The organism is Kocuria sp. 2SI, from assembly GCF_005502825.1.
GTDB lineage: Bacteria > Actinomycetota > Actinomycetes > Actinomycetales > Micrococcaceae > Kocuria > Kocuria palustris.
In genome coordinates this window covers 45,627-59,268 of sequence record NZ_SCNB01000002.1, presented here as the reverse complement: position 1 = coordinate 59,268, position 13,642 = coordinate 45,627, and the positions used below count along the sequence as shown (strand labels likewise).

Below are 13,642 nucleotides of genomic sequence, written 5' to 3'. Positions count from 1 at the left end.
GCGCAGGTGAAGCGCTGTGCAGGCAGCCCCTTCCGGCCGCCGGATCGTGACGCCGTCCCGACACCTCGGGCCAGCGCCGGTGCGGTGACCGACAGCCTGGTTAGGATGGCCGGTAACAAGGGCCACCGGTCCGCGCACGCCGGACCGCCAGTACATACAGGAGGACCCCTTATGAGCATCATCCGCATCATCGCCCGTCCGCTGCTGGCCACCGGCTTCGTGGTCAACGGCGTCGACGCCTTCCGCAACTCGTCGCGCTCGGCCGAGCACCTGGCCCCGGTCCTGACCGGCGTCGAGCGCGCCGTCCCGCAGGCCAAGTCGGCCGTGTCCAACAGCGCCGTCGTGGCGCAGGGACTGGCCGCCGCGCAGGTCACCGCCGGTGTCGCCTACGGCCTGGGCAAGTTCCCCCGCACCGCAGCCTCCGTGCTGGTCGTGACCACCAGCCTCAACGCGTACCTGGACTTCCAGGCGGCCGAGCACGGCTCCAAGGAGCAGAAGGCCGCTCGCCGCAACTCCGGTCTGAAGAACGTGTCGCTGATCGGCGCCACCATGCTGGCCACCGTGGACACCAACGGCCGTCCGTCGCTGGCCTGGCGCGCCAAGCACTTCGTGGATGCGGCCACAAAGTCCTCCAGCAGCTTCGCCGCCGATGCCTCCAAGCGCCTCGAGCAGGCCCAGAAGTCCGCTGAGAAGTCCACCCGCGGCTCCCGCAAGGCGGCCAAGAAGGCTGCCGAGCAGGCGCAGAAGCGCTCGGCCGAGCGCATCAAGCAGGCGCAGAAGGCCGCCAAGAAGGCACAGAAGAAGCGCTGAGCGCCCTTCGCCGAACCACCTCGTCGAACCCCGAACGGAGCACTGCGTGACCCGCGATCTCCCGGAGGAGCCCGAGCACCAGGAGCCGGTCGCAGCCACGTCGCTGTGGCCGGCTCCTTTCCTCGGCTCCCGTCCCGTCCAGGCCTCCCTCACCGTCCCCGGGTCCAAGTCGCTGACCAACCGCTGGCTGCTGCTGGCCGCCGTGGCCGATGCCCCGTCGCGCCTGAGGGCTCCGCTGCGCTCCCGGGACACCGAGCTCATGGCCCAGGCCCTGCGCGAGCTCGGCGCCCGGGTGGAGGACGTCCCGGGCCACGGAGATTTCGGCGACGACTGGCTCATCACCCCCATCCCGTTCGAGCACCTGCGGACGCAGGCGGCCGCTGAGGATGCCGCCGGAACGGCGACCGAGCGGCGGATCGAGTGCGGGCTGGCCGGCACCGTCATGCGCTTCGTGCCGGCCCTGGCGGCCCTGGTGCCCGGTCGCACCGAGTTCCACGGGGACGCCGCCGCCGAGCGCCGACCCATGGGGCCGGTCATCGAGGCCCTGCGCGGGCTCGGCGTGGAGGTCCAGGAGCTCGGCGAGCCCGGGCGCCTGCCCTTCGCCGTCATCGGCCGTGGTGCCCTGCCCGGCGGGCAGCTGAGCATCGACGCCTCCGAGTCGTCCCAGTTCGTCTCGGCGCTGCTGCTGGTGGCCGCCCGCTTCGAGCACGGCCTGCAGCTGCGCCACGTGGGCGCTGACGGCGCAGGCGTGCCGTCCCTGCCCCACGTGGAGATGACGCTGCAGACCCTGCGGGAGGCCGGTGTGCGCGTCGAGGGCTCCGAGCCCGCCGCCTGGTCGGTGTCCCCCGGGACCGTGCAGGCCGTCGATCTGAGCATCGAGCAGGACCTGTCCAATGCCGGGCCGTTCCTGGCGGCGGCCGTCGTCTCGGGCGGCACCGTCTCGATCCCCCGCTGGCCGTTGCGCACCACTCAGGGCGGAGCCCACTGGCAGCAGATCCTCCCCACCTTCGGGGCGCAGGTGAGCCTGGAGCCGGAGGCCGACGGCCAGCACGGGACCTTCACCGTCAGCGCGTCCAAGCCGCCGCACGGCGTGGACCTCGATCTCAGCCAGGCCGGGGAGCTCGCACCGACCGTCGCGGCGATCTGCGCGGTGGCGGACTCGCCATCGGTGCTTCGCGGGATCGCCCACCTCCGCGGGCATGAGACCGACCGTCTGGCCGCCCTGGTCACGGAGATCCGTCGGATCGGCGGCCGCGCCGAGGAGACCGCCGACGGCCTGCGGATCGAGCCGGGGCAGCTGCACCCGGCCGTCATGCGCTCCTACGAGGACCACCGCATGGCCACGGCCGCCGCCGTGATCGGACTGGTCCTGGACGGGGTGCAGGTCGAGGACATCGCCACGACCGCCAAGACCCTGCCGCAGTTCCCGCAGCTGTGGAATCAGATGGTCACCGGCTCCGTGCTGGACACCGGTGCCGTGCCCGTCCAGCCCGGGTCCTCCCCCGTTCCCCAGCGCTCAGACAGCCATGGCGCGCGCTGATCGCAGGGCATCGTCCTGGGACGAGCTGGACGAGTCGGACGTCCGCGTCCGGGCCAACAAGAAGGGCTCCCGGCCGCGCACCAAGGAGCGGCCCGCCTACGAGGACGCCGTGATCGGGCGGATCGTCGCGGTGGACCGCGGTCGGTTCACCGCTGTCGTCGACGAGTCCTCGGACGACGAGCGCCTGGTCACCGCGGTGCGCGCCAAGCAGCTGCGCCGCACCCCCATCGTGGCCGGTGACAGGGTCGGCCTCGTCGGGGACGTCTCCGGACGCCCGGACACCCTGGCCCGGCTGGTGCGCCTCGAGCCGCGCACCACGCTGCTGCGCCGCAGCGCCGATGACACCGATCCCGTCGAGCGTGTGGTCGTGGCCAATGCCGACCGTCTGGTGATCGTGGTGGCGGCCGCGGATCCGGAGCCGCGCACGGGCTTCATCGACCGCTCGCTGGTCGCCGCCTACGACGCCGGCATCGAGCCGCTGCTGATCATCACCAAGACGGATCTGCAGGACCCGTCGTGGCTCATCGAGCACTACCGGGCGCTCGAGCTGTCCGTGCTGACCTCCGGAGCCGCCGGCGACGGCGCCTCAGCGGCCGAGGAGGACTCGCTGCCGCTGGATCAGCAGCTGGTCGACGCGCTGCGCGAGAGGCTGCTGGGCAGCGTCTCCGTGATGCTCGGCCACTCCGGCGTCGGCAAGTCCACGCTCGTCAACGCCCTGACCGGCGCACAGCGGGCCACGGGCGGCGTCAACGCCGTGACCGGTCGCGGGCGGCACACCTCGTCCTCGGCGCTGGCGCTGCGGGTCCCCGACTCCCCTGCCGGCACCTGGATCATCGACACCCCCGGTGTGCGCTCCTTCGGCCTGGCGCACGTGGAGCCCGATCGGATCGTCGAGGCCTTCGACGAGCTGGGCCCGGCCATCGCCGAGTGCCCCAAGGGCTGCACGCACCTGGCCGAGGCGCCCGGCTGCGCCCTCGACGCATGGGTCGCGCAGGGACACGCAGGTCAGGCGGGCCCCGAGCGCTTGGAGTCGCTGCGGCGCCTGCTGAGCTCCGGACACGAGCAGGAGGCCGAGTCCAAGACCCTGGGGGCCTGAGCCTCCGCTAGCCTGGAGAGCATGCGCCCTCACGGTTCCTACACGGATGACCTCCGCCTCGCCCACGTGCTCGCCGACACGGTCGACTCGCTCACCATGGCGCGGTTCCGCTCCCAGGAGCTGCAGGTCGAGACCAAGCCCGATCTCACCCCGGTGACCGACGCCGATCGCGACGCCGAGCAGCTCATCCGGGCGCAGCTGGCCCGGGTCCGGAATCGGGACTCCGTGCTCGGCGAGGAGTTCGGCACCACCGGCTCCGGGTCCCGGCAGTGGGTCGTGGACCCGATCGACGGCACGAAGAACTTCGTGCGCGGCGTGCCCGTGTGGGCCACGCTGATCGCCCTGATCGACGACGGCGTCCCCGTGGTGGGGCTGGTCTCCGCCCCCGCTCTGCAGCGGCGCTGGTGGGCCGGTGCAGGGACCGGAGCCTGGGCGGGACGGTCCCTGGCCAAGGCCGAGCGGCTCGGCGTCTCGTCGGTAGATCGGCTCGAGGACGCCTCGCTGTCCTACTCCTCGCTCAGCGGGTGGAAGGACCGTGGGCACCGCGACGACTTCCTGGAGCTCACGGACCGCGTCTGGCGCACCCGCGCCTACGGCGACTTCTGGTCCTACTGCCTGGTGGCCGAGGGCACCGTGGACCTGGCCGCCGAGCCGGAGCTGAACCTGTACGACATGGCCGCACTGGTCCCGATCGTCGAGGAGGCCGGCGGACGCTTCACCGGACTCGACGGGGCCCCCGGCCCGTTCAGCGGCAACGCCGTGGCCAGCAACGGACTGCTGCACGACCAGGTCCTGGAGCTGATCGGCGACTGATCCCCTATCGCCCGCGGGCTGGCTCAGACGGATGAGGGGGCCGAGGCATGATGCCTCGGCCCCCTCGTCTGCGTGCGCGAGCAGGTCCTTGCCGCTGGGCTGGAGCACCGCGGCGCGGATCGCTCAGCTGGCGGTCGCAGGCTCCTCGTCGAGCTGCTGGTCGACGGTGTCGCTGACACACTGCTCGAAGTCCGCCTGGTCCTGCGTGGTCATCTCGGTTCCCATGTAGGTGTCCCAGCAGCTGCGGACGTCCGGGTCGTTGAAGACCTGGATCATGGCCGCGCCGAAGATCAGCGAGAGCACCAGGATCAGGCCGTTCAGGATCAGGCCCAAGCCGTTGAGGATCACGCCCGCGATCCCGAACCCCTTGCCCGCCCGCGCCTTGGAGGCCCGCACGAGGGAGACGATGCCCAGGATCAGGCCGATCACGGCGGCGATGATGAACAGGCCCAGGAGCCAGAACAGCAGGACGCTGACGATGCCGAGCACCAGGGACGCGATGCCCATCCCCTTGCCGTCCTTGACCTTGCGGCCGGGCTGGTAGCCGCCCTGGGCGTAGGGGTCCTGGTTCGGGTAGCCGCTGTAGGACTGCTGCGCCGGGGCGCTCGCGCCCGCGCCGTAGCCGGCGGTCTGCACCGGCTGACCGGCGCTGCGGGAGCCCTGGGCGTCGTCATAGTGCCCGTACTGCGGCACCCCCTGCTGCGACTGTCCCGATTCCTGCGGGGCGCGCACGCCGTAGCGGGGCGCCTCCTCCTGGCCGGGATCGTGCGCGGGGCCCTTGGGCCCGCCGTCGCGGGCCGCGCCGTCTGCCCGTGCGCCGCCGTCCGACCACGGGGACGACTGGTCTGCGTTGTGCGGGGGCTGGTAGCTCAAGTCCGTCTCCTGAGGAAGGTCCGATGTTCGTGGGGTCGTCCCCGATTCTCCCACAGTCGCGGCAGGGCAGCGGCGGTGTGCACAGGCGACGGGAGCCGTCGAGCGCGGTGCTCGACGACCCCCGTGGGATCCTCTTCGCCGATCACGGCCCCGCAGGGCGCTGATCGGCACGGACGATCACTTCTTCTCGTTGCCCTTCAGCCGGCGGAACCTGCCCGTGACAGGCCCCGTGGTGCGGGAGAGGCGGTAGTCGATCCGGTGATCGACTCGGGAATCCACCTGCTCGCCGAACCTCGAGTCGAAGTCCTCCTGGAGCATCTCGGAGACGCGCCGGTAGCGCTGCTCCAGCTCCCGGTCCTGCATCTGCTCCAGGTCCGTGCGCATGGCCTTGACCGTGGCGATGGCCATGAGGATCAGGATCACGGAGAACGGCAGCGCCGTGATCAGTCCCGCGGCCTGGATGACGGTGAGCCCGCCGGCCAGCAGCAGAGCTGCCGCGATCAGGCCCTCGAGCACGGCGAACGTCACACGCGACCACGTGGGCGGGTTCGGGTGGCCGCCGGAGGCGAGCATGTCCACCACGAGCGAGCCCGAGTCCGAGGACGTGATGAAGAAGATCGCGATGACCACGATCGCCACGACGGAGAGGATTCCGCCGATCGGCATGCCCGCCAGCAGGTCGAACAGCGCGGACTCGGCGATCACGCCCTCCTCCGGGTCGACCAGGCCGCCCTCACCGAACAGCTGGCGGAACAGGCCCGCGCCGCCCATCACGGAGAACCAGAAGAACCCGACCGTGGTGGGCACCAGCAGCACGCCGGCGACGAACTGGCGCACGGTGCGCCCGCGGGAGATGCGGGCGATGAACACGCCCACGAAGGGCGCCCAGGAGACCCACCAGCCCCAGTAGAAGATGGTCCAGGCAGCGCCCCAGGCCGCGCCTTCCTCGCCCTGGTAGGCGCCGACGTCGAAGCTCATGTTCAGCACGTTGGCCAGGTACACGCCCAGGGACTGGATGAAGTTCTGGAACATGAACAGCGTGGGACCCAGCAGCAGCACCGAGATCAGCAGCAGGCCGGCCAGCGACAGGTTGATGTTCGACAGCCACTTGATGCCTCGACCGAGGCCCGTGACCACAGAGGCCGTAGCCAGGAACGTGATCACGACGATCAGGATGATCAGCAGCGTCATATCCGCCGACTCGACGACGCCCATGGCAGCCAGCCCCGCGCCGATCTGCTGGACGCCCAGGCCCAGCGAGGTCGCCACACCGGCGATGGTGCCGAAGACGGCCAGGATGTCGATGACGTCGCCCATCCAGCCCTGGACGCGCTTCTCGCCGAGCAGCGGCTCCAGCGCCCAGCGGATGGACACCGGACGGCCCCGACGGTGGATCGCGTAGGCCAGGGCCAGGCCGATCACGGCGTAGATGGCCCAGGGGTGCAGGCCCCAGTGGACGAAGGTCTGGGCCATGCCCAGCTGGGCAAGCTCCACCTCGTCGCCGGTCCAGCCCGGCTTGGGGGAAGAGGTCGCGTAGGTCAGAGGCTCGGCCACGCCGTAGAAGACCAGACCGACGCCCATGCCGGCGGAGAAGAGCATGGCGAACCAGCTCAGCCAGGAGAACTCCGGCTCCTCGCCGTCGCGCCCCAGCTTGATGCGGCCGAAGCGCGAGAAGCACATGTACAGGGCGAACACGATGAAGGCCGCGATGACCGTCATGTAGTACCAGCCCAGGTTGGTCACCAGCCAGCTCTGAGCACCGATCAGCACATCCGAGGTGAAGTCCGGGAAGATCAGTGCCGAGGCCGTGACCACGACGATCGCGATCAGCGACGGCCAGAACACCGCCGGGGCGATGCTGCCGCCGCGCAGGCGGACGCCCTGGGCCTTGAGCTTCTCGGTGATCTGGGCATCGGTGTCGTCATCGGCGATCTGGTGCTGGGGACGCAGATCGGAGTCCAGGGGATCCTCGGGCGGCGTGCTGTGCTCGTCCGCTGCCGGCGGTCTGGTCTCGTGGGGTGTCTCAGCCATGCGTTCCTTCCGTGCCGCCTCGATCCTGCGGCTCCGACACGGAACCGCCCGGGCAGCGATTAACAGACAGCTTTCAGATCTTGTGCGCCTCCAGGTAAACACCTGAGAGCCGACTTGTCAGCTTCATGCGCTGTGAATCGCGCCGCAGGGGTCGCTCCACTGCCGCTTCCCCTCCGAATCGACGCCTCCCTGCTCGATCTCGGCGTTTGCGCGCAGGGAAGCGTCGAGTCGGCGTTCTGCGAGCGGTCGCGGGGCGAACTGACGCGGAGTCGCCAAGGACATGGGGGGGGGCACAACGACAAGCGCCCCGGACCGCATGGTCCGGGGCGCTTGGTCGATGCCCTGGGGCATCACCTGTGGAGATGGGGGGAATTGAACCCCCGTCCGGTGCAGCTTCTTCCGGGCTTCTCCGGGCGCAGTGTGCTGTGGATTTTCTCAGCCCTGGTCCTTGTAGCACACGTCTCGACCAACAGGCTCAGTCGCGTAAGTGTTCACCAGCCGTCCGCGACGTACGGCTGAAGCAGTGGCCTTCTAGCTGATGCCAGACACCGGGGCGAAGGCGACCCCGGGCTGACAGACTGCTGTCGCTAGCTCAATCAGGCAGCGAGAGCGAAGTCAGTGCGCTTGGATTCGGCACTTATTGGTTTGCACAGGACGTTTACGAGATGACTGTGCTTTCTCGGCCCGCTTCACCAGAATCGACTCACACCGTCGAAACCGATCATCCCCATATGCTGTTGTCAACCAGCTCCGGCGACATCCCCGAATGGGGCTTTCGCCGGACACGTCAGCTTACTCCCCGGAGCTCTGGACGACAACACCCCGCCGGCCGCAGCCGACGGGGTGAGCGGTGCTGGAGAGCGCTTCAGCGCATGTTGCGGTAGCGCATGGCGCGCTGGGCCTCGCGGTTGTCCTGGGCCTCGCGCAGTGCCTGACGCTTGTCGAACTCGCGCTTGCCGCGGGCCACGCCGATCTCCACCTTCACGCGCTTGCCGTCGCGGAAGTACATGCTCAGCGGCACGATCGTGAAGCCGGACTCGCGGGTCTTCTGCGCGATCTTGTCCAGCTCCGAGGCGTGCAGCAGCAGCTTGCGACGGCGCTTGGCGGAGTGGTTGGTCCAGGAGCCCTGCAGGTACTCCGGGATGTTCACGTTCTCCAGCCACAGCTCGCCGCGGCGGTCGAAGGCGCAGTAGCCGTCCACCAGCGTGGCGCGGCCCATGCGCAGCGACTTCACCTCGGTGCCCATCAGGGCGATCCCGGCCTCGTAGGTGTCGAGGACCTCGTAGTCGTGCCGGGCCTTCTTGTTGTTGGCGACGACGTCACGGCCGTCGTCGTTCTGCTTCTTCTTCTTGGTCGCCATGCGGCGTGATCACCCCTCGGACGGATCGGGCGTCGCGCCGGCGCGCCAGCGGATGCCCGCGTCCACGAAATCGTCGATCTGGCCGTCGAACACGGAGGAGGGGTTGCCCTCCTCATGGTTCGTGCGCAGGTCCTTGACCATCTGGTACGGGTTCAGGACGTAGGAGCGCATCTGATCGCCCCACGACGCCTTGACGTCGCCGGCCATCTCCTTCTTCTTGGCGTCCGCCTCCTGCTTGCGCTGCAGGAGGATGCGCGACTGCAGCACGCGAAGGGCGGCGGCGCGGTTCTGGATCTGCGACTTCTCGTTCTGCATGGACACGACGATCCCCGTGGGGATGTGGGTCATGCGCACCGCCGAGTCCGTGGTGTTCACGGACTGACCGCCCGGGCCCGAGGAGCGGAAGACGTCGATCTTCAGCTCGTTCTCCGGGATCTCGATCGTGTCATCCGACTCGATCAGCGGAATGACCTCCACCGCCGCGAACGACGTCTGGCGGCGGCCCTGGTTGTCGAACGGCGAGATGCGCACCAGGCGGTGGGTGCCGGCCTCGACCGACAGGGTGCCGAAGGCGTACGGAGTCTTGACCTCGAAGGTCGCCGACTTCAGCCCCGCCTCCTCCGCGTAGGAGGTGTCCAGGACCTTGGTCGGGTAGCCGTGGCGCTCGGCCCAGCGCAGGTACATGCGCATGAGGATCTCGGCGAAGTCCGCGGCATCGACGCCGCCGGCGCCAGCGCGGATGGTCACGACGGCGTCGCGCTCGTCGTACTCGCCCGACAGCAGCGTGGTGATCTCGAGCTGCGCCAGATCCTTGCGCACGGAGACGAGCTCCTCGTCGGCCAGGGCGAGGGTGTCGGCGTCGTCCTCCTCCTCGGCCAGCTGGACCATGACCTCGATGTCCTCGATCCGCTCGCCGAGAGCGTCCAGGCGCTTGAGCTGCGACTGCTTGTGCGAGAGCTGCGAGGTCAGCTTCTGGGCGTTCTCGACGTCGTCCCAGAGGTCGGGGGCCGCCGCCTGCTCGTTGAGCTGCGCCACCTCTGCGCGCAGAGCGTCGATGTCGACGACCTCGGTGATGGACGAGTAGGTGGAGCGCAGAGAGCTGATCTCGGCGGGAAAGTCTGTGGTGGCCATAGGGACACAGCCTAGTTCATGCGCACAGGCCGCTCCCCTGCCCCGACCCCTGCGATCACGACGGTCGCAGGAAGTCGTCGCAGCAGCGGCTGACGCGCGGCTGACGCGGACACGCCCGAGCCGTCACAATGGGAACGATCACCCCAGCGGACCCGGCCGTCGGTCCGTCGACCCGAGGAGCATCCGTGCCGTCCCTGTCGCTGAACCCGTTCAAGACCCTCGAGAACCTGCTGGACCGCGATGGCAGGCACCTGGGCCGCAAGGGCGAGGTGGTCGACGACATGATCGAGCTGCGCCGGAAGATCGACGCCTAACGAGTCCGGCCAGGACACCTGGGACATCTGGTCGCAGGTCACCCGCGAGAAGATCCAGTGGGCGCGCGTGGACATCGTCCCGACCTACATCGTGGACCGCATCGACGAGGTGCTCGAGGTCATCGATCCGCGCCGCGGCGAGGACTGGCGGGACCGCGACATCGCCCTGTCCACCCTGGACCGGCTGGTCACGGATCAGATCCGGATCAACACGTGCCCCGACGCCGGCCTGCGCCAGCTCAAGCAGCTGAAGTACTGGCGCGACGGGCAGTGGAAGCGCTACCCGCTCCGAGCGGAGTCCTCGCGGCTGCCGGAGCGCTGAGCACCGTCCGTCCCGGGCCCGGCGGGCTGCCTGGCGCCGGGCTGCCTGGCGCCGGGCTGCGGGTAGCGTCCGCGCACGAACCGGCGGAGGTCGCGGGCGAGCTCGGCCAGAGCGCCGGCGGCATGGTGGTCGGGGTCCCAGGCCGCGTGCAGTCGGAGGGTGAGGGGGCTGCCGTCGTCGGCGAGGATCGCCAGCGGCACGAGCTCGAAGCGCGGATCGTCGCTGAGCACCGTCAGACCACGGCCCGAGGCGGCCAGCGCCTGGGCGATCACGGGCGAGCCGACCTCGACCGCCGGCTCCACGCCCAGCCCGGCGGCCTCGAAGGCGGCGTCCAGGCTGCGACGGGCGTGGAACGACCGCTCGAGCAGCAGCAGGTCGGTGTCGGCGAGCTCGCGCACCGTGATCGCCCCCGTCCCGGCCAGCGGGTGCCCGGGGGCCGCATAGGCCCACAGCCCCAGCTGCGCGACCTCGGTGGACTCGAGGCCGGCGGTGGGGGCGATCGGAGCCACCGCCAGGTCCGCGCCGCGGCGCAGCGCCGGATAGAGGGAGTCCACGGGCGCCTCCAGGACCGAGGCCAGCGGGGCCTCGGGCGACCACTCGGCAAGCCAGGGGGCCACGACGTCATCGCGCGTGGTGCCGGCCGATGCGATCCGCACGCGCTGCAGGGATCCGGCGGCGGCGTCGGCGGCCGTTGCCTCGAAGGCGGCCGCGCCGCGCAGCAGCTCCCGCGCCTCGGGCAGCAGCTGCTGGCCGGCCGCGCTCAGGCGCATCCGAGCACCCTCCCGGTCGAACAGGCGCACGCGCAGCTGCCGCTCGAGCTGGAGCAGCTGGCGGCTGACAGCCGGCTGACCCAGGCCGAGCCGGGCTGCCCCGGCCGTGACGGTGCCCTCCTCGGCCACGGCGACCAGGCTGCGCAGCGCGCGCAGGTCCATTCCCACCCCTATTCCTGATCGGCATGGCGATCATCGAGAACCGATATTGGACAGCATAGGCAGGCGCAGACGACAGTGGTGGCCATCACCGTCGTCGCGGTGCCCGCACCGGCTCGCAGCCGGCGCAGCCCGCGGCGAGCATCGCATCGATACGAGCACCAGGGAGCCGTCATGTCCGTCCCGCAGAAGCGCGAGCTGCGCACCGCCATCCCCGGCCCCCGCAGCCAGGAGCTGCACCAGCGCACCAAGCAGGCCGTCTCCTCCGGCGTGGGCGTGGGGCTGCCGGTCTACGTGGAGAAGGCCGGCGGCGGGATCGTCGTCGACGTCGACGGCAACCAGCTGATCGACATGGGCTCGGGCATCGCCGTGACCTCGGTGGGCGCCTCCGCCCAGCGCGTGATCGACCGCGCCCAGGCCCAGCTCGAGGACTTCACGCACACCTGCTTCATGGTCACCCCGTACGAGGAGTACACGCAGGTCGCCGAGAAGCTCAACGAGCTGACCCCCGGCGATCACGAGAAGCGCACCGCGCTGTTCAACTCGGGCGCTGAGGCCGTCGAGAACGCGATCAAGATCGCCCGCCACCACACCGGGCGCACCGCCGTGATCGCGTTCGACCACGCCTACCACGGCCGCACGAACCTCACGATGGCGCTGACGGCCAAGAACATGCCGTACAAGCACGGCTTCGGCCCGTTCGCCTCGGACGTCTACCGCATGCCGATGGCCTACCCGTACCGCTGGACCGGCGATGCCGCCTCGATCGCCGACGACGCCTTCGAGGCCTTCACCTCGGCCGTCTCCGCGCAGGTCGGCGCCCAGAACGTGGCCGCCGTGATCATCGAGCCGATCCAGGGCGAGGGCGGCTTCATCGTCCCGCCGTCGGGCTGGCTGGCGAAGATCGCCCAGTGGTGCCGCGACAACGGCATCGTCTTCATCGCCGACGAGGTCCAGACCGGCTTCTGCCGCACCGGCGACTGGTTCGCCTGCGATCACGAGGGCGTGGTCCCGGATCTGATCACGACCGCCAAGGGCATCGCCGGCGGACTGCCGCTGTCCGCGGTGACCGGCCGCGCCGAGATCATGGACGCGGTGCACGCCTCCGGGCTGGGCGGCACCTACGGCGGCAACCCCGTGGCCTGCGCCGCCGCCCTGGGCTCGATCGAGACCATGGAGCAGGAGGACCTCCCGGGCCGCGCCCGCGAGATCGAGGCGATCTTCCGCGAGCGCCTGGGGCAGCTGGCCGAGAAGCACGAAGCCATCGGCGAGATCCGCGGCCGCGGCGCCATGATGGCCGTGGAGATCGTGAAGCCCGGCACCACCACCCCGGATGCCGATCTGACCAAGGCCGTCAACGCCGCCTGCCACGCCGCAGGCGTCATCACGCTGACGGCGGGCACCTACGGCAACGTGCTGCGCTTCCTCCCGCCCCTGGTGATCAGCGATGATCTGCTGGGCGAGGCCCTGGACGTCCTCGAGGAGGCCTTCGCGGCCCAGGCCTGAGCCGCGGGCCTGTCGAGCACGGGACTGCCCGGGCGCGACCGGCCCCGCGTCGGCGGCCCCGCACGGATGAGGAGGAGCCCATGAGGCTGGCAGTTCTGCAGGAGCTCGCGGTCGTCAACGATCTCGAGGCCAATCTGGCCACGGTGGTGGACGGCATGCGAGCGGCCGCCGACCGCGGGGCCGACGTGCTCGTGACCCCGGAGCTGTTCCTGACCGGCTACGCCCCGCTCGCAGTGCGCGCCGCAGCCGATCCGCAGGCGATCGCCGGCGTCCTGGAGCGCGTGGCGCAGGCCTGCCGGGAGATCGGGATCGCCGCGGTCGTCAGCTTCCCCGCCCAGGAGCCGGGCTCGGGCCCGGACGGCCCATGGCAGATCCGCGCCGCGCTCTTCGACGCCGACGGCAGCCGGCTGCTCGACTACGGCAAGGTCCATCTCTTCGGCGGGGACGAGGCGGCCGCCTTCTCCCCTTCCGAGCAGGCTCCAGCCGTCGTCGACCTGCTGGGCGTGCCCGTCTCGATCGTGATCTGCTTCGATGTGGAGTTCCCCGAGATCGTGCGGGCCGCCGCGGCGGCGGGGGCGGAGGTGGTCCTGGCTCCGACGGCGATGTCCGAGGGCTTCCCGGAGGTCTCGGAGGTGCTGCTGCGGGCGCGCGCTCTCGAGAACCACGCGATCGTGGCCTACTCCAATCACGCCGGCGTGGAGGACGGGACCCGCTACGACGGACGCAGCGTGATCGTGGGACCGCACGGCAGAGACCTTGCCCGAGCGGGCCAGGAGCCGGAGCTGATCATCGCGGACCTGGACTTCGAGGAGGTGCGCCGGGCCCGCGCCGAGATCCCCTACCTGGACCAGCGCCGCCCCGATCTCTACTCCCGCTGGGAGCGCGGCTGAGCAGCGACGCACAGCAGGCGGCGCACG

Annotated in this window: 13 protein-coding genes and 1 other RNA gene; 8 read left to right on the top strand and 6 right to left on the bottom strand. The window is 70.5% G+C overall.

Going from position 1 to position 13,642, the window contains the following annotated elements:
• The first annotated feature begins 171 nt into the window (after positions 1-171).
• From FFS25_RS01470 to hisN, 4 genes are read left to right on the top strand one after another with little or no spacing between them, the layout of a single operon-like run.
• Entirely contained in the window at positions 172-810 is a 639-nt protein-coding gene (locus FFS25_RS01470; RefSeq protein ID WP_006215246.1) for a DoxX family membrane protein, read from the top strand.
• Positions 811-856: 46 nt separating this feature from the next.
• Complete coding sequence (aroA, locus tag FFS25_RS01465) at positions 857-2,350, top strand: 3-phosphoshikimate 1-carboxyvinyltransferase (RefSeq protein WP_137801678.1); 1,494 nt, start codon at positions 857-859, stop codon at positions 2,348-2,350.
• Complete coding sequence (rsgA, locus tag FFS25_RS01460) at positions 2,337-3,446, top strand: ribosome small subunit-dependent GTPase A (RefSeq protein WP_137801677.1); 1,110 nt, start codon at positions 2,337-2,339, stop codon at positions 3,444-3,446. The genes aroA and rsgA overlap by 14 nt, the downstream gene beginning before the upstream one ends.
• A gap of 21 nt (positions 3,447-3,467) precedes the next feature.
• Complete coding sequence (hisN, locus tag FFS25_RS01455; protein ID WP_006215249.1) at positions 3,468-4,259, top strand: histidinol-phosphatase; 792 nt, start codon at positions 3,468-3,470, stop codon at positions 4,257-4,259.
• A 123-nt stretch (positions 4,260-4,382) separates the two neighbouring features.
• Here hisN and FFS25_RS01450 read toward each other — a convergent pair whose 3' ends face one another.
• The 5 genes from FFS25_RS01450 to prfB all read right to left on the bottom strand — a co-directional run bounded on the left by FFS25_RS01450 (position 4,383) and on the right by prfB (position 9,654).
• Positions 4,383-5,132 (bottom strand): DUF4190 domain-containing protein, encoded by a 750-nt coding sequence (locus FFS25_RS01450; protein WP_053447133.1) that lies wholly within the window; start codon positions 5,130-5,132, stop codon positions 4,383-4,385.
• A 177-nt stretch (positions 5,133-5,309) separates the two neighbouring features.
• Positions 5,310-7,163, bottom strand: a complete 1,854-nt coding sequence (locus FFS25_RS01445) for a BCCT family transporter (protein WP_137801676.1) — start codon at positions 7,161-7,163, stop codon at positions 5,310-5,312.
• Positions 7,164-7,517: 354 nt separating this feature from the next.
• Positions 7,518-7,892: a transfer-messenger RNA gene (ssrA, locus tag FFS25_RS01440) on the bottom strand.
• 136 nt (positions 7,893-8,028) lie between these two features.
• Positions 8,029-8,523 (bottom strand): SsrA-binding protein SmpB, encoded by a 495-nt coding sequence (gene smpB, locus FFS25_RS01435; RefSeq protein ID WP_053447131.1) that lies wholly within the window; start codon positions 8,521-8,523, stop codon positions 8,029-8,031.
• A gap of 9 nt (positions 8,524-8,532) precedes the next feature.
• Complete coding sequence (gene prfB, locus FFS25_RS01430) at positions 8,533-9,654, bottom strand: peptide chain release factor 2 (RefSeq protein ID WP_137801675.1); 1,122 nt, start codon at positions 9,652-9,654, stop codon at positions 8,533-8,535.
• Positions 9,655-9,839: 185 nt separating this feature from the next.
• Between prfB and FFS25_RS13910 the strand changes: the two genes are divergently transcribed.
• Together FFS25_RS13910 and FFS25_RS01425 are read left to right on the top strand one after the other, a co-directional pair.
• Positions 9,840-9,968, top strand: a complete 129-nt coding sequence (locus tag FFS25_RS13910) for a hypothetical protein (RefSeq protein WP_259903436.1) — start codon at positions 9,840-9,842, stop codon at positions 9,966-9,968.
• 67 nt (positions 9,969-10,035) lie between these two features.
• Positions 10,036-10,290 carry a hypothetical protein gene (locus tag FFS25_RS01425; protein ID WP_137801674.1) on the top strand — a complete coding sequence of 85 codons (255 nt, stop codon included), beginning with the start codon at positions 10,036-10,038 and terminating at the stop codon, positions 10,288-10,290.
• Here the strand turns inward: FFS25_RS01425 and FFS25_RS01420 are convergent.
• Positions 10,248-11,222 (bottom strand): LysR family transcriptional regulator, encoded by a 975-nt coding sequence (locus FFS25_RS01420; protein ID WP_249933729.1) that lies wholly within the window; start codon positions 11,220-11,222, stop codon positions 10,248-10,250. The two genes, FFS25_RS01425 and FFS25_RS01420, sit on opposite strands and share 43 nt — an antisense overlap.
• 171 nt (positions 11,223-11,393) lie before the next feature.
• Between FFS25_RS01420 and gabT the strand changes: the two genes are divergently transcribed.
• Both gabT and FFS25_RS01410 read left to right on the top strand, forming a co-directional pair.
• Positions 11,394-12,725: a 4-aminobutyrate--2-oxoglutarate transaminase gene (gene gabT, locus FFS25_RS01415; protein WP_137801672.1), complete on the top strand. Its 1,332-nt coding sequence runs from the start codon at positions 11,394-11,396 to the stop codon at positions 12,723-12,725.
• An 80-nt stretch (positions 12,726-12,805) separates the two neighbouring features.
• Complete coding sequence (locus FFS25_RS01410) at positions 12,806-13,615, top strand: nitrilase-related carbon-nitrogen hydrolase (RefSeq protein WP_137801671.1); 810 nt, start codon at positions 12,806-12,808, stop codon at positions 13,613-13,615.
• The last annotated feature ends 27 nt before the right edge of the window (positions 13,616-13,642 follow it).